The sequence below is a fragment of the Solibacillus sp. iso_87 genome (assembly GCF_056173085.1).
The window spans coordinates 1,520,468-1,533,632 of the sequence record NZ_CM149656.1 but is presented as its reverse complement, the minus strand read 5'-3'; the positions used below and the strand labels follow the sequence as shown (position 1 = coordinate 1,533,632).

12 protein-coding genes and 1 pseudogene are annotated in these 13,165 nt (G+C 36.9%); 5 read left to right on the top strand and 8 right to left on the bottom strand.

Annotation, left to right across the window (positions count from 1 at the left end; genetic code table 11):
• The first annotated feature begins 132 nt into the window (after positions 1 to 132).
• Positions 133 to 1,331 (top strand): annotated as a pseudogene (locus tag AC0VXV_RS07530) (aminotransferase-like domain-containing protein).
• A gap of 81 nt (positions 1,332 to 1,412) precedes the next feature.
• Here the strand turns inward: AC0VXV_RS07530 and AC0VXV_RS07525 are convergent.
• A complete protein-coding gene (locus AC0VXV_RS07525) occupies positions 1,413 to 2,387 on the bottom strand; it encodes an alpha/beta hydrolase (protein ID WP_475530986.1) in 975 nt (324 codons plus the stop codon).
• A gap of 164 nt (positions 2,388 to 2,551) precedes the next feature.
• Between AC0VXV_RS07525 and AC0VXV_RS07520 the strand changes: the two genes are divergently transcribed.
• The gene (locus tag AC0VXV_RS07520) at positions 2,552 to 2,971 is read left to right on the top strand and encodes a hypothetical protein (RefSeq protein WP_475530985.1); all 420 of its coding nucleotides are present in this window, start codon (positions 2,552 to 2,554) and stop codon (positions 2,969 to 2,971) included.
• Between the two features lie 57 nt (positions 2,972 to 3,028).
• Here the strand turns inward: AC0VXV_RS07520 and AC0VXV_RS07515 are convergent, their stop codons facing one another.
• Complete coding sequence (locus tag AC0VXV_RS07515; protein ID WP_475530984.1) at positions 3,029 to 4,279, bottom strand: helix-turn-helix domain-containing protein; 1,251 nt, start codon at positions 4,277 to 4,279, stop codon at positions 3,029 to 3,031.
• A 190-nt stretch (positions 4,280 to 4,469) separates the two neighbouring features.
• On the opposite strand from AC0VXV_RS07515, the gene AC0VXV_RS07510 reads away from it, so the two are divergent.
• The gene (locus AC0VXV_RS07510; RefSeq protein WP_475530983.1) at positions 4,470 to 5,762 is read left to right on the top strand and encodes an MFS transporter; all 1,293 of its coding nucleotides are present in this window, start codon (positions 4,470 to 4,472) and stop codon (positions 5,760 to 5,762) included.
• Between the two features lie 113 nt (positions 5,763 to 5,875).
• On the opposite strand, the gene AC0VXV_RS07505 is transcribed toward AC0VXV_RS07510, so the two are convergent.
• Both AC0VXV_RS07505 and AC0VXV_RS07500 read right to left on the bottom strand, forming a co-directional pair.
• Complete coding sequence (locus tag AC0VXV_RS07505; protein ID WP_350480999.1) at positions 5,876 to 6,085, bottom strand: hypothetical protein; 210 nt, start codon at positions 6,083 to 6,085, stop codon at positions 5,876 to 5,878.
• A 51-nt stretch (positions 6,086 to 6,136) separates the two neighbouring features.
• Positions 6,137 to 6,469: a redox protein gene (locus AC0VXV_RS07500; RefSeq protein WP_475530982.1), complete on the bottom strand. Its 333-nt coding sequence runs from the start codon at positions 6,467 to 6,469 to the stop codon at positions 6,137 to 6,139.
• Between the two features lie 112 nt (positions 6,470 to 6,581).
• On the opposite strand from AC0VXV_RS07500, the gene AC0VXV_RS07495 reads away from it, so the two are divergent.
• Positions 6,582 to 6,842: a hypothetical protein gene (locus AC0VXV_RS07495; protein WP_475530981.1), complete on the top strand. Its 261-nt coding sequence runs from the start codon at positions 6,582 to 6,584 to the stop codon at positions 6,840 to 6,842.
• Between the two features lie 265 nt (positions 6,843 to 7,107).
• Here the strand turns inward: AC0VXV_RS07495 and AC0VXV_RS07490 are convergent, their stop codons facing one another.
• Complete coding sequence (locus tag AC0VXV_RS07490; RefSeq protein ID WP_475530980.1) at positions 7,108 to 7,698, bottom strand: 3D domain-containing protein; 591 nt, start codon at positions 7,696 to 7,698, stop codon at positions 7,108 to 7,110.
• Positions 7,699 to 8,021: 323 nt separating this feature from the next.
• On the opposite strand from AC0VXV_RS07490, the gene AC0VXV_RS07485 reads away from it, so the two are divergent.
• A complete protein-coding gene (locus AC0VXV_RS07485; protein WP_475530979.1) occupies positions 8,022 to 9,368 on the top strand; it encodes an MATE family efflux transporter in 1,347 nt (448 codons plus the stop codon).
• A gap of 135 nt (positions 9,369 to 9,503) precedes the next feature.
• Here AC0VXV_RS07485 and AC0VXV_RS07480 read toward each other — a convergent pair whose 3' ends face one another.
• The 3 genes from AC0VXV_RS07480 to AC0VXV_RS07470 all read right to left on the bottom strand — a co-directional run bounded on the left by AC0VXV_RS07480 (position 9,504) and on the right by AC0VXV_RS07470 (position 13,113).
• A complete protein-coding gene (locus tag AC0VXV_RS07480) occupies positions 9,504 to 9,932 on the bottom strand; it encodes a homoserine dehydrogenase (protein ID WP_475530978.1) in 429 nt (142 codons plus the stop codon).
• A 308-nt stretch (positions 9,933 to 10,240) separates the two neighbouring features.
• Complete coding sequence (tnpA, locus tag AC0VXV_RS07475) at positions 10,241 to 10,714, bottom strand: IS200/IS605 family transposase (RefSeq protein WP_475529517.1); 474 nt, start codon at positions 10,712 to 10,714, stop codon at positions 10,241 to 10,243.
• A gap of 182 nt (positions 10,715 to 10,896) precedes the next feature.
• The gene (locus tag AC0VXV_RS07470) at positions 10,897 to 13,113 is read right to left on the bottom strand and encodes a YcdB/YcdC domain-containing protein (protein ID WP_475530977.1); all 2,217 of its coding nucleotides are present in this window, start codon (positions 13,111 to 13,113) and stop codon (positions 10,897 to 10,899) included.
• Positions 13,114 to 13,165: the final 52 nt, after the last annotated feature.

Genomic DNA, 13,165 nt, shown 5'->3' with positions numbered 1-13,165 from the left:
CAAAGTCGTAAAAAAATATTCCATAATTAGTTAATGCAATTAAGCTATTAAACAGATTGTATTGGAGATTGGCTCTTTTTAAAATAAGAGAATTTCCCGTCTGTCATAGGACAGATAGCAAAGGAGAACTAGATGACAACTAAATATATTGGCATTTTGGAATGGGTCAAACAACAAATTGTGGATGAGAACTTAAAGACAGGAAGTAAGTTACCTTCAATCAGACGATTTTCGAACATTTAACGATAAGAAAAGTGATATTGATTTCTTATCGGCTGGTCCGGATAAAAGGATAATGCCGTATGAAGATTTCCAACATTGCATTAACCAGGCAATCGATCATTATAAAGAACAATTATTTACTTATAGTAATCAACAGGGTCTTTTTTCTTTACGTAAGGAGCTTGCGAAGTATTTGCAACATTTACAAGTATTTGCGAAACCCGAGCGACTTGTCATTACATCCGGTTCACAGCAGGCACTCCATATTCTTTCAGCCATGCCGTTTCCAAACGGGAAAAAGAATGTATTAATTGAGCAGCCTACATATTTTGGGATGATTGATGCCTTACAGGTAAACGGAATTACAACTTTCGGAATAGAAGTGACAATGGAAGGTATCGATTTTGAAAAACTGGAGAAGTTATTTCACACCGCTAACATTAAATTCTTTTACATCATTCCAAGATGCCACAATCCATTAGGACATCATTACACTAATGCGGAAAAGAAAAAAATCGTTGCTCTAGCAGAAAAATACGATGTATATATCGTAGAAGATGATTTCTTGGCAGAACTTGATACAGATTTAAAGTCCGATCCTTTGTTTGCATATGAACCTAATGAAAGAATCATTTATGTTAAGAGTTTTTCCAAATTATTTTTGCCGGGTCTCCGAATCGCAACAGTGGTTCTCCCTGAAAAAATGATTTCTTCCTTTGTGCACAGTAAATTCAGTGCAGATGTTTCAATACCATTTAGAAAAAGTGAAAAAATTATATTCAACTAAAATGAATCTATTATTAGAGGCTTGTTCATTGTATTTCCCCTCCTATGTACAATTTACAAAGTCCACAAGCGGTTTTTATCTCACTATCTTCCTGAATTCCGGTATTGATGTCGATAAATTGATATACATGCTGCATGAAAAACATATTTATGTAGATAATGTTTCGAGAATGTTCTTAAGCGAAAACAGACAGAAAGCAATTCGCCTAAGTATTTCACAAGTAGATGAAAACAAAATCCATCTCGGGATTCAGCAATTAGCCGCTCTGATAATCGACCTGTATACCTGTATGAAAAACGGAATTATAATCCGCTCTCGTTGAAAGTGTATCTTTAAATTCAATTACACTGTTCAAAATAAAAATGCTCGGTTCAATTTAGAACCGAGCATTTCCTAAATCAATTTATTTTACTTCTTCCACTTGATCAGCACTTGCTTTCACGCGGTCAAAGCCTACTTTAATCGCATTCACATATTCTTTAATCACTTTGCGAGCAAGTTCTGACTGAGGATTCAATGATTCAAATCCATGGTATGCGCCAGGATATAAATGGAATTCCACATCAACACCTGCCTGTGCCAGTTTAGATACATACGTAATTGTTTCGTCACGGAAAGGATCCAATTGACCTACACATGTATACGTATATGGAAGATTACGATAATCCTCCGCTCTTGCCGGTGCAGCATAAATCGGTACTTCATCATGCCCGTGCAAATCGCCTAAATAGCATTTCCAGCCAAAATCATTCGTTTTTTGGTTCCATATCATGCCTTCCGTAATTTCGTTCGCAGAAGGTGTATCATTGCCGTCATTAATCATCGGGTAAAGCGGCATTTGGAAACAAATTGAAGGATACTCACGGTCACGCGCTAGCAATGTTAAACCAGCTGTCAAACCACCACCGGCACTTGCCCCAGCTACGCCAATACGGTTTTTATCGACTTGCAGTTCTTCTGCATTATCTGCAATCCATGCAAGTGCACTGTAGCAATCTTCAAGCGGTGCAGGATACGGATATTCCGGTGCTAAACGGTAATCAACGGAAACGACGACACAGTTAGCAGTTTCTACAACTTGTACACAAAGATGATCATTATCTTCAATGCTGCCCAATACATACCCCCCGCCATGGATCCAAAGTAAAACCGGTAATTCTTGGTCTTGATGGGCTGGTTTATAAATACGTACGCGAATTTCATTATCATCAATGCCAGTAATTGTTTTATTAATAATATCCACTGTTTCAGTGCTCGTTAAAGGCTGTACTGCTTGTGCCATACCTTCACGCATTGCTTCCAAGTGTTCTACTTTAAAATCAAAGTCAGTAAATGATTCTAAACCGGCTAAAAATTCTGGATTTACTCGTTTGATCATCTTCATTCCTCCATGTCTCAAAAATTAAACTCACCCTACTAATTTATTCGTTTAATTAAATGAATAGAACTCAGTAACGTTGAAAATTGCTGCTTAAAACAAAATTTGAAACTTTTTCCATAATAAATCGTAAATTAGTTAATACACATAAACGGGTGATCTCTATGAAAAAATATTTATTCTTCACTAGTCTTATTTTGTTACTATCTTTAAGCTTAGCAGGTTGTTCAGAAGGGATGAACGGCTATCATTCCGAGTTAAAGGTGGGAGCGAAGGACTTACATGGATACTCTTTTGCGAACAATGAATATCAAATTTACTTATACGATCATCACATGCTTATTACAGGGCGGCTCCCTTATAGTATAGAAAACAGTGAATCCATCATGACTGATTTCTTAATCGATCAGGGGAAAAAAGCTGGTGATACTGTATTTGAAGAATACGATGACGTAAAAATTACAACAAAAAATGATATATACACTATTTTAATTGAGGGCTTTTCAATGGAATTTATGAAGTTTAAAGAACATGTTCTTGTAGATGAATATGGTGTGGAATATATTTTGAAACAAGTGGAGTAATTTAAATTAATAACGAAGAAAAACACGGAAATCTTAATGATTATCCGTGTCCTTGTATTATTTCATTATTCCCTCATATGCATCGATAATGAACTGGATTTCTCTTGTGACTTTCAAATCTTTCACACCATCCATAGCATATAAAATATCACGCTTTGCGTTTTCTTTGTCCCCTCGTTTGAAATAGCATAATGCCCTTACAGCAAACGCCATATACATCATTGACAAATCAAGCGGGTGCTGATTGTATTCTATTATTTCGATATCTTTTAAAGTTTGCAATGCTTCTTCATAACGCTCAAGCATGTAGTAGGCATAGCCATATTGGCCACTAAAGAAAATATCTGCGTTGTATGAAAAGCCTTCTAAAACAAAATTATTTTCAAATCGGGTCACAACCGTTTTCTCGTAATCTTTTTCGATTTGATTTGTATAAAGAAGCGTTACAAGCTGCTCCATGAGTGTTTCATTCGGGTCTTCCATAATTTCTGCAAATGCTCGGATTTTCTTTAAATAATATGCAGCCTTTTCCCCTTCTTCTTTTGAACAGTGAATGAAAAACAAAAAGCGGTAAAAATCATTTAACCGATAAACGATTTTCTTTTCTTTTGCTAATTTTAATGCTCTTTCCAAGTAATTCTCCATTTGCTGATCATCATTCAGCGCTGCATATGAAACCGTAATGTTATAGTATAAATCGAGTTTTTCAAGGTCGTCTATCAAATCACCGTATTTCTCGATGTACTTTTCCCCTTCATGTAAATAGCGAAGCCCTTCCACATAATCATTTTCCAGAAACTTAATGTTCCCCATGCGGGCATAAATCTTCAAAATTTTTGAGTAGCCATGCACTTGCTCATACATTTTGATTAACTTGGCAAAAGGTTTTTCAGATAAATCCATTTTCGCAAAGTAGCGCATTGTTAAATACACTTCGTAAATGCGTACTTCCTCAAAAGTTGCCCCTTTAAGACTGCCGTTTTCATAAAATGGATGGATGAGATGGTACAGTTCGAGAACTTTTTCGTTTATTTTTTTATCATCATGCTCCTTATTAAGAGCGAAACGTTTTATTTCAACATCCCGGTATAAATCTTTCATTTGCTGATGATTTTCGGTTTGCATGAGCTCAGATACATCGATATCGAGCTGTTTTGCAATATGCTGAAGGCTTTCCATAGATGGCTGTGCCTTCCCGTTTTCAATCAGACTGAGCATCCCTTTTGTAATTCGGTCCCCCGCTACTTGGGCAAGCGTCATTTTACGCTCTTTTCTTAGTTCTTTTATTTTGGCACCAATATTTAACACGTCGTCACCTCATTAAATACAGTTTACCAAAAATCATATAAAAGGCGAATATTTTAACCTGATTAAACATTTTAATTAAACGCCAAATTAATACTCTAAAATCATTTAATTTAATTAAACATTTGTATTGCATTTTAAAAAAACCCGCCATATAATAAGTTTAATTATATTAAACAAAGGGGTTTTGTTTATGAATGAACAGCAAAAATTAAAAAAAGCAACGTATCATTTATACACGTTTCTAATAAGCAAAATGATTGGTGCGCTTGGATCACATGTTTACAGCTTTGGAATCAGTATGTATATTTTATCGATGACAGGCTCTTCGCTTAGCTTTGCGACAAATATTATTTTAAGCTACTTGCCGCGAACAATTATGTCACCGATTGCAGGTCTCTTAGGGGATCGTTTACCAAGAAAGTGGCTTGTACTCAGCGGGCAAGCCGGAGTTATCCTGACAGTAAGCGGCTTATTGCTTTACACGCATGAATTTGGATTATCTTTAATCGCAATATATATCGCAACAGTGTTCAATAGTATTTTCAGTACATTTTCAGGTGTGGCATTTTCAGCTTCGATTGCCAATCTTGTCGACGAAGCTCGACTTCAAAAGGCAATGAGCTTTAATCAGTTGTCCTATTCTATTTCAGGGATTGGCGGACCGATTTTCGGCGGGATGTTATTTGGTTTTGTATCGATGGAAATGTTCCTCATAATCTTCATCTGCGCTTCTGTAATAACACTTATGTTGGAATCTACGATGAATTTTGTTCTTTATAAGAAAGAAACAGTAAATGAGAATGCTGAAAAAGAATCGATGTTTGAAAGCTTCAAAGCCGGCTTTCGCTATGTCAATTCAAAACCGATTATAAAAGCAATTTTATGGACTGCGCTTTGGATAAACTTATTTTTCACAGCAATCAATGTTGGCGGTGATTATATTTTATTGACGATTTTGAAGTTAGATCCAGAATACATCGGTTTTACAGAGGCTGGTGGTGCAATCGGGGTTTTAGTTACATCTGTTTATTTTGCATCAAGAGCAAACGTCAAATTTCCTTTACTTACAGTTAAACGATCCGTGTTCGGCTCTTCTGTTGTTGTCATTTTATCGGCACTGCCGCTCATGATAACATTTTCTGCAATGATGAATTTCGTCTATTATTTAATCATCATGTTTTTATTCGGAGCATTGGGCGTTATTACAAATACCCCTCTTGGCGTGTTGATGCAAACTTCAATTGAAGAAGAGTACCGGGGCCGTGTTTTTGGGATAATCGAAATGATGGCGATGAGTGCTATGCCTGTCGGGACACTAGTTTTTGGAGTTTTATATGAATTCATTCCCGCACAATATATTTTAATCGTAAGCGGGCTGATTTTAATTGGTATCGTTCTATTATTACTTCGCCCTTCAATATTAGAAATGGCTCATCCTGAACTGAAAAAGGTGAAGTTAGAAACAGAACCAATAACTGAATAATATGTTTTCTCTCGAATTAGAGCTAATATTCTATGTTAGCTCTTTTTATTTAAAACGCTGTCTAGCAATGAACTAGACAGCGTTTTGACGTTCCATACAAATCGATTATTCTATTAGCGTGATTCTTTCGGTGGCTGGCACACTTCACATTTTTGCTGCTTGTTTTCTTTGAACTTTTTCCAAGGTTTTTGGAATGTGTTCCCACAAGCACATTGGAAATCTAATTTTTGTGAAAAACCTTTAAAATCTGTTGATAATAATTTTGTATCTGTATTCTTTTCTACATATTCGCGAATCGAATGAATTGTCCACTTTTTTGACATTAACTACACCTCCACAAGCTATTTATTATAGCACGAAAGTTTATTATTTCCTTAATTAAATAACCAATCTACCACAAAACTGAATCCTTGAAACGCAAAATAAAGTAAAAGGAGACCAGCAACGATAAATCCTAAGCAACCAAAAAATCCGGAAAACATATACAGCTTAATATTCGGTCCTTTCCGATTGCCCCACTCCTCTTTTTTATCGCTCGTGACAGAGTTGACTGTATGGCAATTCGGACACTCTTTAATAAATGTTCTTTTTTGTTGTTTTTTCCCGTTAAATATTTGTAATTGCGATGAAAAACTATCTGTTGAAAAATCTATTGTCATTTGTTCATGACAATTTCTACATTCAATTTCTACCTTTTTGCCATCCATGACTAACCAACTCCTTTTATATCGTTACAAAACACAGTGAAACCTGTAATGAAAACCTTTCAAGCGTATATACATAAGGTAAGGGATCTGCCTAAGAATAGGAGGAATACAATTGAAAAAGGATATGGATGCTACACCTTCTTTGGAAGTAATCGCCGCCAGGCTTGCCTACGCAGGTACTGCCGTTACGACAATCGGCGATGTACTTTCTATGATTTCTGCCGGTATTGCGTTAAAGCTGGTTGAGGAACAAAACGGACAGCAACCATCCAATGGTAACGGTAATGAATCTGATTTTAAGCAAATGCAAAATGAAATTGATAAATTAATTCGCGAACTTCGGCAAATAAGAAAAATGATGGGTACTCCCTAATCACGATTAAACAAATACTTTCTTGAATCTGCTTCAATCCGTCGTTCACAATCATCACAACTTATGCTCGCCTGTCGATTTACCTTAAATTGCTGATATTTTTTAGTGCCTTCCATTAATTTGAATGGCTTCCGGCAATATCGGCAAGTTGTCTCATAAAAAAACATTTCTAATCCATTCCTTCCGCAAAATCTTTTATTATTATAACTTAAAATGAAAAAAACCTATTGCGGGAAGTAATGATTTCATCGCAATAAGCTTTGTTTTATGATTTTAAAATTTTAACTGTGACTGTTTTTCGTCCCCAATTTTTAGCTGTCGATTTTTTACTCATAAAGAGATCGATTTTTTTTCCTTTAATGGCACTGCCAATATCACCTGCAACTGCAATTCCATAGCCTTCCACCCAAACTTTAGAGCCAAGTGGAATGATTTTCGGGTCAACTGCAATAACCTTCAAACTAGGGTTTTTACGTAAGTTCAACCCGGTTTTCGTAATACCGGAACAGCCTTTGCAATTAGCAGTGTAGGCTGTTGCTGACATTTTAATCGTATTTTTTACATTAGATGGATGTGTAGCAGATTTTTTTGTTGTTGTTTTCTTTATAGCTGATTTCTTTACAGCAGGTTTATTTTTAATATGGCTTGGTAATTTAAGGACTTGTTTAATTTGTACTTTTGTTGTCTTTAAATCATTCAATGCCATGAGTTCTTTTACTGATGTATCATATTTCTTCGCAAGCATTGTTAAATTCTCGCCTTTTTTAATTGTATGTGAAGCTGCCTCTGACGTTCCTACAAAAATAAATGTGCTTGCGATCATAACCGCAATTAATGCTACTACTTTCTTGATCATACTTGAATATTTCCCTCCAGAAAAAGTGTCGTGAAAAATCTTTTTGATTCAACATGAACTAGCATAACCTTTCAACATTTCATTAAGATGACAGCTTCATGCCGCCTATATTACAATTCGATAACAAAAAGTCGAATTATGTCGAGAACATATTACAAATATCTGAATTAATTTAATATTTCAACTCGATACGCCCTATTTTTTTACAATTTTCTCATGACTTTTTACCCTTTTTAAACCTATGAGAAAAAAACTATCCTACAGTAACAATTTATGCTAATATATTTTTTGTTTTGATTTAAACAATAGAAAGAGTGAACTGATTGGAAAAAAGCACGAAGGAATTAAGTTTATTTAAGTTAACTTGGCCATTATTTTTAGAGTTGTTCCTATTTATGCTGATGGGGTTAGCGGATACATTTATGTTAAGTGCTGTATCGGATGATGCAGTAGCAGGCGTAGGAACAGCCAATCAATATATACAAATAGCAATTTTATTATTGGGGGTAATCGGTACAGGTGCATCAATTGTTGTTTCTCAATATTTAGGGTCTCGCCTAATTGCAGAAGCATCACAAATCGCAGCATTATCGGTAACACTCAATCTACTCGTCGGTTTAGTTATCAGCGGGTTATTTATTTTGTTTTCCGATGTTTTAATGAAGATGATGAATCTGCAAGGTGCTGTATTGGAAGCAGCGCAAAGCTATTTAGTCATAGTCGGAGGTTTTATATTCGTTCAGGCTTTAATTACTTCCATGTCTTCAATTATTCGTGTGCAGGGCTGGACGAAACAAACGATGTATGTGTCGCTTGCAATGAATATTGTGCACGTTGTTTTAAACTATATTTTAATCTTTGGTAAATTCGGAATGCCGGAACTTGGTGTGGAAGGTGCAGCGATATCTTCTGTTATTAGTCGTGTGCTCGCCGCGGCTGTATTTTTCTGGCTTTTATACCAGGCATTAGAAGTTCGTATCGAATGGGCAGATTATTATAGATTGTCGAAAAACTATATTTCCAAAATCTTAAAAATCGGGATTCCATCTGCGCTTGAGCAGGTGCTCTACCAGACAAATCAAATCGTCCTTCTCTATTATGTAACATTTATTGGAGCTGAGGCATTGTCTGCCCGTCAGTATGCCGTGAATATCTCGATGTTTACTTATCTTTTCGCAATGGCTATCGGGATGGCAACTGCTATTTTGGTCGGCCGGTATGTCGGGGCAGGCGAGAAAGAACTTGCCTATAATAAAGTATGGTTTGGTGTGAAATCTGCGTTAATTTTTACATTGTCAATGGTCGTCATCATCATCCTCTTTAGAGAACCGTTCATGGGCCTCTTTACTGATAACGAAGAAATTATTAAAATCGGGGCAAGTGTACTGTTATTAAGTATTTTCCTGGAGACAGGACGTACGATCAACATTACAATCATTAACTCATTGCGTGCTTCAGGGGATGCCGCTTACCCTGTCCGTATTGGATTTGTTTCTATGATTGTCATCGGTTTATCGCTAGGTTATTTATTCGTCTTCGTTCTGGATTTAGGTCTTGTCGGTGTATGGTTAGCTATTGCATGTGATGAATGGATCCGTGCAGTCCTCGTTATTTTCCGCTGGCGCAGTCGTAAATGGGAACGCTATGCGATTGTTAGTTCAGATAAATAGGCATGCTGAAACATCCAGTTACTCCGAAAGAGGAGCTGGATGTTTTTTTGCTGTCAGAAACCATTAGCTCTTACAGTTGCACGGTATAATCGAAAAAACGCCTTCCGCAATTTTTTTGTGAAGGCGTTTTTTCGATTATTTAGATGATTCTTCAGTTGATGCCTCTTCAGTTGAAGCTTCTTCTGCTACAGCTTCATCAAGCTCTGTATTTTCTTCTGCTAGCAATGCTTCTTCAGCTGCACGACGTTTTGCTTCTTCAGCTGCTTTTTTTGCCGCATCTTCAAGTGGTTTGTTGACAACACCTAAGCACCAAATAAATTCTTCCCATGCCATGTTCCAACCTTTGAAAACTTCTTCAGAGTCGTCCCATTTAACTGAATAAGCGATCCCATCTTCAGTTTTTACAATAGAAAGTGATAAGTCCGCTCCAGCACGGTCACTTAACAATTTAATTTTTCCCTCTTCATCAAAGCGTTCATCGATATTATCCTTTTCTGTGAATGAACGGCTTTGCGCAATTTCAAAAAGAACATTACTATGAATTCGATATTTATTTTTTTGCATTCTTTTCCCAACTTCCATTATTGATTCGTTACTTGTACTATCTTACAACGTTTCAAAAAAATTATCGCGATTTTTTTCAGTTTAGCACTTTAAATTATTTTATCACAAGTCGGTACAGTTAAACCACTAACTATTGCACAAAAGAGAACATATATTCCTTATTTTTTGAAAAAAATATAATAAAAACCACCAGTTGAACTGGTGGTTTTCTCTGCGCGTGAAACGCTGGGGTACTGGCCCACGTCTAAAGACGCTCTGAAAGGTCTGCCAACCGCACTACTTTTCCGACTACCGCTAAAGCGGTGTACTTATTTTTTTCTTCGATTTAATTCTTCCCCTGTGAATGGGTCAATGAATTCTTTCATCGTCATTTGATCCTCTAGGATATCTTCCTGCAATTGATTTTTTATATATTCCTGAATGACTTTTCGGTTTCGCCCTACTGTATCCACATAATATCCTCGACACCAAAATTTTCGGTTTCCATATTTATATTTCAAATTTGCATGTCGATCGAATATCATTAAACTGCTTTTCCCTTTGAGATACCCTACAAACGCAGATACACTAAGCTTCGGTGGAATACTCACTAACATATGTATATGATCAGGACAAGCTGTAGCTTCAATGATTTCTACGCCTTTTCTTTCACACAGTTGACGTAATATTTTACCGATGTCCGCTTTTATTTTTCCGTAGATTATTCTTCTTCTGTATTTTGGCGCAAACACAATGTGATACTTACAATTCCATGTTGTATGTGCTAAACTTTTATTATCCAATATTGGAGCTCCTTTCGTACGTAATCGGTTGACCAGACCTGATTTTATTGTACGACTGGAGTATTTTTTTTGTCCATAGCTAAAAGCTTTTTAGAACCCCCCGCATAGCAGGGGGTTTTCGTTTCCATAAAAAAACCCGTGAAGTCTTTAAAAACTTCACGAGTTTAAAATTATTATAGGGCTTAGTAGTAATACGAACCACTATTGCGCTTTTCTGCAATTTCGTAAGCAAGTTCAATAATAGATTTCGCCAGCTGTGCATATGTTACTTCCTTTTTCGGTAAGAACATCGATTGTTCCGCACCTTGAAGTCCTAACACATGGGAAATCGCAACATATCCGATTTTTTCCGGATCGACATCAGCCGCATCTTTAATCGTTAACTGATAAATATCCCGATGCTTTGCTGCTTGTTCAAGTCCAAGTGCACGGATGTACCAAACGGCTAATTGCTCATTCGTTACTTTTTGGTCAATGTTCAATTCGTCTTCAAGCGGATTTAAAATGCCTAAACGAGTTGCGGTTTCCACTACATTATAGTATGGGTGATCCGGATTGATATCTTCGAACGACACTGGTGGCTGCTCCTGGCGATATGCATAATAATCTTCATAGAAATAAGTGATGGATTTTATAATTGTTTGTAGCGCCTGCCCTTGCGAAATGGCCGTATCCGCATTGAAAGTTTTTGGATCCTTCACTTCAATTGCGCCAGCCTGGATTAAATAGTTCAGTTCCTTTTCGGCAGTCGGATGAGTGACTTTCGCTTTTTCAGTTCGTGCATATGGACTGACAATCTCGCCACTGTTGGCATCGATCTGGTAGTACTCTTGTCCATTAACTGTCGGCACATAAACGAGCTCGTATTGCCCATCTTCGTTTTGCAGTCTATGGTAAACTAGCTTAACATCCAATGCATCAGCAAATAGTTTCTTCGCCTCTTCGCTTGAAACTGAAGCAGCAGCATCTGGCCATTCCTCAATATCTAATGGATAGCGGTAGAATGATTTTAATTTCCCTTCATCGTCAATTGTCACCGATAGACTGTCACCATTTACAATCAGTCCATTTTTAATTCGCGGGAAATTTACATAGTGCACTTTCGATTCTTTATCATAAACCGGATCTGTATTTGCCTTTGCATATTCATGTACAGATGTAGGAGCAAGTTCCTTCACATATTTTTCCGCTGCTGCAAGGACTTTATCTTTATCCAGTCTTGGTACTGTGTTTTCCGTTTCATCATCTTCAAACGGCATTGGATTATAGAAGTCAGAGTAAGAGATGAGTTCCCCTGTATTTTTATTGAATTCGATCGATGAACCGAATGAACCGTTACGGTAACGGTACGAATAAGAAACACTGATTACGGCTTGGTCATTCATTTCATGTTCATAAGCATGATCGATCGTGAATTTAGTTGTGTTCCCCTGGCTTTCTACTAACTGTTTTGCAATTTCCTTTGCGTCGTCAATTGTAATTGGTGATGGTGCTTTTAATTGCTTAGGAGCAAGCGGTTGTAGTGCTGCCTTGCCACTTAAAGAGTCCTCCTTGCCCGTAGTTGTTGCCCATTTGTTCGATGTTGCATGCAGTCCAATTACATTTGGCGCTGGCAAGTATACAAGTTTTACTGAAGGTTTAGAAGATGTTGACAAATAATCAATCGAGTATTGCAATGTTAAATTCAATTGATCCTTCATCTTTTCTAAAGCGGCTTCTTTTGAAACTACATTTGTCGTCTCTTCAAACGACATACGTTTTTGATTCGGACTCATCTGTGTGAAATACTGGATTTTGCCATCGCCAAGTACACTCACTACAATCGACTGATCCTGGATCGGGATATTTTTTTCAGTTGAAGTGAAGCTGTAGTTATACGTAATCGGTTCCGTAATTAAGCCGCTAAAGTAACTTGGTGTTTCATTGGATAATACGTAATTGGATGATGAAGCAACCTTTTTAACGAAATCCTCCGCAATTTTACGTCCTTGTTCTTCCGTTATTTTTCCAGGGAATAAAGCATCCTTCAAATTGGCAGGAGTGAAATATAAATGCTCTATTTCAAGATTGTCCGATCTGAAGGAGACATTACCGCCTTCCATTTGTTTATTAACTTTTTTCTGGAATGTTAACTCGTAGCGCGTTGTCAAATCATCGGCATAATGATAACTCATCGATGTCATCTGGAAATCACTGTCAGAGTATGTAGCAAACATCTCCGGTAATTTCGTCTTTAAAATTTGAATCAGCTGTTCTTTTGTTACACTTTCATCCGTCATCGCCACATAGATGGGTACCCTTTCTTCTTTCGGGTTAACAGAAGCCTCTGCAAGAGCAGGACTGGCAAGCAATCCTAGAGAAACAATCGACATGCCTAAAGCGGTTGTCCATTTTTTCATTTCAATTCCTCCTTTTATGTTCTCCTTATTATACGCCTTATTATCGGCAATA

Coding starts and splice junctions, on each gene's coding strand:
- AC0VXV_RS07470 (WP_475530977.1), bottom strand. CDS start 13,113: ATGAAAAAATGGACAACCGCTTTAGGCATGTCGATTGTTTCTCTAGGA.
- AC0VXV_RS07480 (WP_475530978.1), bottom strand. CDS start 9,932: ATGCAAAAAAATAAATATCGAATTCATAGTAATGTTCTTTTTGAAATT.
- AC0VXV_RS07520 (WP_475530985.1), top strand. CDS start 2,552: ATGAAAAAATATTTATTCTTCACTAGTCTTATTTTGTTACTATCTTTA.
- AC0VXV_RS07490 (WP_475530980.1), bottom strand. CDS start 7,698: ATGATCAAGAAAGTAGTAGCATTAATTGCGGTTATGATCGCAAGCACA.
- AC0VXV_RS07525 (WP_475530986.1), bottom strand. CDS start 2,387: ATGATCAAACGAGTAAATCCAGAATTTTTAGCCGGTTTAGAATCATTT.
- AC0VXV_RS07510 (WP_475530983.1), top strand. CDS start 4,470: ATGAATGAACAGCAAAAATTAAAAAAAGCAACGTATCATTTATACACG.
- AC0VXV_RS07500 (WP_475530982.1), bottom strand. CDS start 6,469: ATGGATGGCAAAAAGGTAGAAATTGAATGTAGAAATTGTCATGAACAA.
- AC0VXV_RS07505 (WP_350480999.1), bottom strand. CDS start 6,085: ATGTCAAAAAAGTGGACAATTCATTCGATTCGCGAATATGTAGAAAAG.